The sequence below is a fragment of the Limnohabitans sp. Rim8 genome, from assembly GCF_943326455.1.
Lineage (GTDB): Bacteria > Pseudomonadota > Gammaproteobacteria > Burkholderiales > Burkholderiaceae_C > Limnohabitans_A.
The window spans coordinates 1-3,300 of sequence record NZ_CALPTI020000044.1 but is presented as its reverse complement, the minus strand read 5'-3'; the positions used below and the strand labels follow the sequence as shown (position 1 = coordinate 3,300).

5 protein-coding genes, 1 tRNA gene and 1 pseudogene are annotated in these 3,300 nt (G+C 53.8%); all 7 read left to right on the top strand.

Translation table 11 applies throughout. The features are described 5' to 3' along the window. Window positions 1-185 (top strand): annotated as a pseudogene (gene tuf, locus Q1M54_RS16375) (elongation factor Tu); the annotation flags it as partial. Between the two features lie 16 nt (window positions 186-201). Continuing rightward, window positions 202-277: transfer RNA gene (locus Q1M54_RS16370), tRNA-Trp, on the top strand. A 99-nt stretch (window positions 278-376) separates the two neighbouring features. Further along, on the top strand, window positions 377-760 hold the full coding sequence (gene secE / locus Q1M54_RS16365; RefSeq protein WP_300559595.1) for a preprotein translocase subunit SecE: 384 nt from the start codon (window positions 377-379) through the stop codon (window positions 758-760). Then, window positions 760-1,341 (top strand): transcription termination/antitermination protein NusG, encoded by a 582-nt coding sequence (gene nusG, locus Q1M54_RS16360; RefSeq protein ID WP_300559592.1) that lies wholly within the window; start codon window positions 760-762, stop codon window positions 1,339-1,341. Before secE ends, nusG begins: the two co-directional genes overlap by 1 nt. Window positions 1,342-1,459: 118 nt before the next feature. Next, window positions 1,460-1,891 (top strand): 50S ribosomal protein L11, encoded by a 432-nt coding sequence (rplK, locus tag Q1M54_RS16355; protein WP_300559589.1) that lies wholly within the window; start codon window positions 1,460-1,462, stop codon window positions 1,889-1,891. Next, window positions 1,892-2,587, top strand: a complete 696-nt coding sequence (rplA, locus tag Q1M54_RS16350; RefSeq protein WP_019428455.1) for a 50S ribosomal protein L1 — start codon at window positions 1,892-1,894, stop codon at window positions 2,585-2,587. Window positions 2,588-2,841: 254 nt separating this feature from the next. After that, window positions 2,842-3,300: 50S ribosomal protein L10 (rplJ, locus tag Q1M54_RS16345; RefSeq protein WP_300559585.1), on the top strand; the 459-nt coding region annotated here is incomplete at its 3' end.

The following is a 3,300-nucleotide window of genomic DNA, read 5'->3' as shown; positions in this document are numbered from 1 at the left end:
GTACAACGGATGTGACCGGAGCGATCGAGTTGCCAGAAGGCAAAGAGATGGTGATGCCGGGTGACAACGTGTCGATCACTGTGAAGTTGATCAACCCCATTGCGATGGAAGAAGGCTTGCGCTTTGCCATCCGCGAAGGCGGCCGCACGGTTGGCGCTGGCGTTGTTGCCAAGATCATTGCCTGAAGAGGTTTCTTCAAGTAGGGGTATAGCTCAATTGGCAGAGCGTCGGTCTCCAAAACCGAAGGTTGTAGGTTCGATTCCTACTGCCCCTGCCACCTGAACAGGTGGATTTTCCAAGCCCGCTAGACCCTAGCGGGCTTACTTGTCTGATAAGAGTCATCTGTTGAAGAGGCTCAACAAAGGTTTCAAGCCGTATGGCAACGTCCGAAGTTCAAACAGTGAATACTGCTGGCGATAAGATGCGATTGGCGTTGGCCGTTGCATTGGTTTTGGCAGGATTGGTTGCTTACTACATGCTCGCAGCCCAAGGCGCTTGGGTTCAGTGGGGTGGTTTGCTGGTGGCTGTGCTGGCGGCTGTGGTGGTCTTTTTCACCTCCGAAACCGGTCGCGAACTGGTGGCTTTTGGCCGGGATGCTGTTCGTGAAACCAAAAAAGTGGTTTGGCCTGAGCGCAAAGAGGCGCTTCAAATCACTTTGTACGTCTTTGCGTTTGTGGTGGTGATGGCACTTTTCCTGTGGCTCACCGACAAAACTCTCGAATGGGTTTTTTACGATCTGATTCTGGGGTGGAAAAAATAATGAACGATGTCGTCGTGAACGCGCCAATGGCCGGATCCTCCACCAACCCTGACCTCAAGTGGTACGTGGTTCATGCCTATTCGGGCATGGAAAAAGCGGTTGAGCGCAACATCATCGAGCGCATCACGCGCTCTGGCATGGAAACCAAATTTGGTCGCATCTTGGTGCCCACTGAAGAAGTGGTTGAGATCAAGAACGGCCAGAAAAAAACCACCGAAAGAAAATTCTTTCCGGGTTATGTGTTGGTTGAGATGGTCATGGACGACGAAACATGGCATCTCGTCAAGCACACGAACAAAGTCACCGGCTTTGTGGGCGGCGCTAAAAATCGTCCGGCTCCGATCTCTGAGGCCGATGTCGCCAAGATCGTGAACCAGATGCAAGAGGGCACTGACAAACCGCGCCACAAGGTCGAGTTTGAAGTAGGCGAGTACATCCGCGTTAAAGAAGGCCCGTTCACAGACTTCAATGGCACGGTTGAAGAAGTCAACTACGAGCGCAACAAAATGCGCGTCTCAGTCACCATTTTTGGTCGAGCGACACCCGTTGAGCTTGAATTTGGTCAAGTGGAGAAAACCTGACCTGTATTTTTCGGATGGGTGCTTCCCGACTCGGCACCCGTCTTTGATCTTGAGTCGTTAACCCCGGGGAGCTGAGGGCCTGAAGGCCTCAAGCGTTAAAACCCGCAAGGAGAAAAGCATGGCGAAAAAAATCGTCGGCTTCATCAAGCTGCAAGTTCCAGCTGGTAAAGCCAATCCATCACCACCTATCGGTCCTGCACTGGGCCAGCGTGGTTTGAACATCATGGAATTCTGCAAGGCGTTCAACGCCCAGACCCAAGGCGTTGAGCCAGGTTTGCCGTTGCCTGTGGTCATCACTGCGTTTGCAGACAAGTCCTTCACCTTCATCATCAAGACACCGCCCGCAGCGACCTTGATCAAGAAGTCCTTGAAAATCGACAAAGCTTCCACCAAGCCTGGCTTGGAAAAAGTGGGCAAGATCACCCGCGCTCAATTGGAAGACATCGCCAAAGCCAAGATGAAAGACTTGACCGCTGCCGATCTGGACGCAGCAGTTCGCACCATCGCTGGTACTGCCCGTTCCATGGGCGTGAATGTGGAGGGCGTGTAAATGTCCAAGCTCACTAAAAAACAAAAAGCCCTCGTGGGCAAAGTTGACAGCCTGAAGCTGTACGCCTTGGCCGACGCTTTGACCATGGTCAAAGAGTGCGCCACAGCCAAGTTTGATGAATCCATCGACGTGGCCGTGCAACTCGGTATTGACGCCAAGAAGTCCGACCAAGTGGTTCGTGGCGCTGTGGTGTTGCCCAACGGTACAGGCAAAACTGCCCGCGTTGCTGTGTTTGCCCAAGGCGCCAAGGCTGAAGAGGCTCTGGCTGCTGGCGCAGACGTGGTTGGCATGGACGATCTGGCTGCCCGCGTCAAAGCGGGTGACATGCCTTTCGATGTGGTGATTGCTGCCCCTGACGCGATGCGCGTTGTGGGTACTTTGGGTCAAATCCTGGGCCCACGTGGCCTGATGCCTAACCCCAAAGTTGGCACCGTCACACCTGATGTGGCCACTGCTGTGCGCAATGCCAAAGCCGGTCAGGTCCAGTTCCGTGTCGACAAGGCCGGTATCGTGCATGGCACCATCGGTCGCCGTTCTTTCGATACCGACAAGTTGCAAGGCAACTTGGCTGCATTGATCGAGGCTTTGGTCAAGGCCAAGCCTGCGACCAGCAAAGGCATTTACCTGCGCAAAGTGGCTGTTTCGTCGACCATGGGTGTGGGCGTTCGCGTCGACACACAATCCATCTCGGCGTGATGGCAAAGATTTGAGGGGTTCGAAAGAGCGCCTCAATGTGGTGGGTCGCTGTGCTTGAAAAAGTACAGCGAGCCATCCAAGACCGTTGGTGCACACCCTGTGTGCTTAATCAACAAAGTCTCAAGAGATCTTGAGGTTTTGGGCCAACGCAGATGGCGATCCCGCTGCAGATGGATGAAGATCCGAAACAGTTGGTCGCTGCAAATAGGCGTGTTTCAGGGGTGACCCGAAAAACACATACAAAGGAGTAGACCTTGAGTCTGAATCGCAGTGAGAAAGAAGCGGTCATTTCCGAAGTGACCGACCTCGCCGCTAAAGCTCAAACGCTTGTGATGGCGGAATACCGTGGTATCACGGTCGCTGACATGACAAACTTGCGAGCCAAAGCTCGCAGCCAGGGCGTTTCGCTGAGCGTGTTGAAAAACACCTTGGCTCGCCGTGCTGTGACGGGTACGCAGTTTGAAGTGGTCGCTGACCAGATGACCGGCCCGCTGATCTATGGCTTCTCTGTCGATGCTGTTGCTGCCGCAAAGGTGGTGGCTGACTTCGCGAAAACCAACGACAAGTTGGTCATTCGTGCAGGTGCATTTGCAGGAAAAGCTCTGGACGTGAATGGCGTTAAGCAATTGGCAAACATTCCTTCGAAAGACGTGTTGTTGGCTCAGTTGTGTGGCTTGCTGATGTCGCCGATGTCTCGCACCGCCGTGGTGCTT

Coding starts and splice junctions, on each gene's coding strand:
- rplA (WP_019428455.1), top strand. CDS start 1,892: ATGTCCAAGCTCACTAAAAAACAAAAAGCCCTCGTGGGCAAAGTTGAC.
- rplK (WP_300559589.1), top strand. CDS start 1,460: ATGGCGAAAAAAATCGTCGGCTTCATCAAGCTGCAAGTTCCAGCTGGT.
- nusG (WP_300559592.1), top strand. CDS start 760: ATGAACGATGTCGTCGTGAACGCGCCAATGGCCGGATCCTCCACCAAC.
- secE (WP_300559595.1), top strand. CDS start 377: ATGGCAACGTCCGAAGTTCAAACAGTGAATACTGCTGGCGATAAGATG.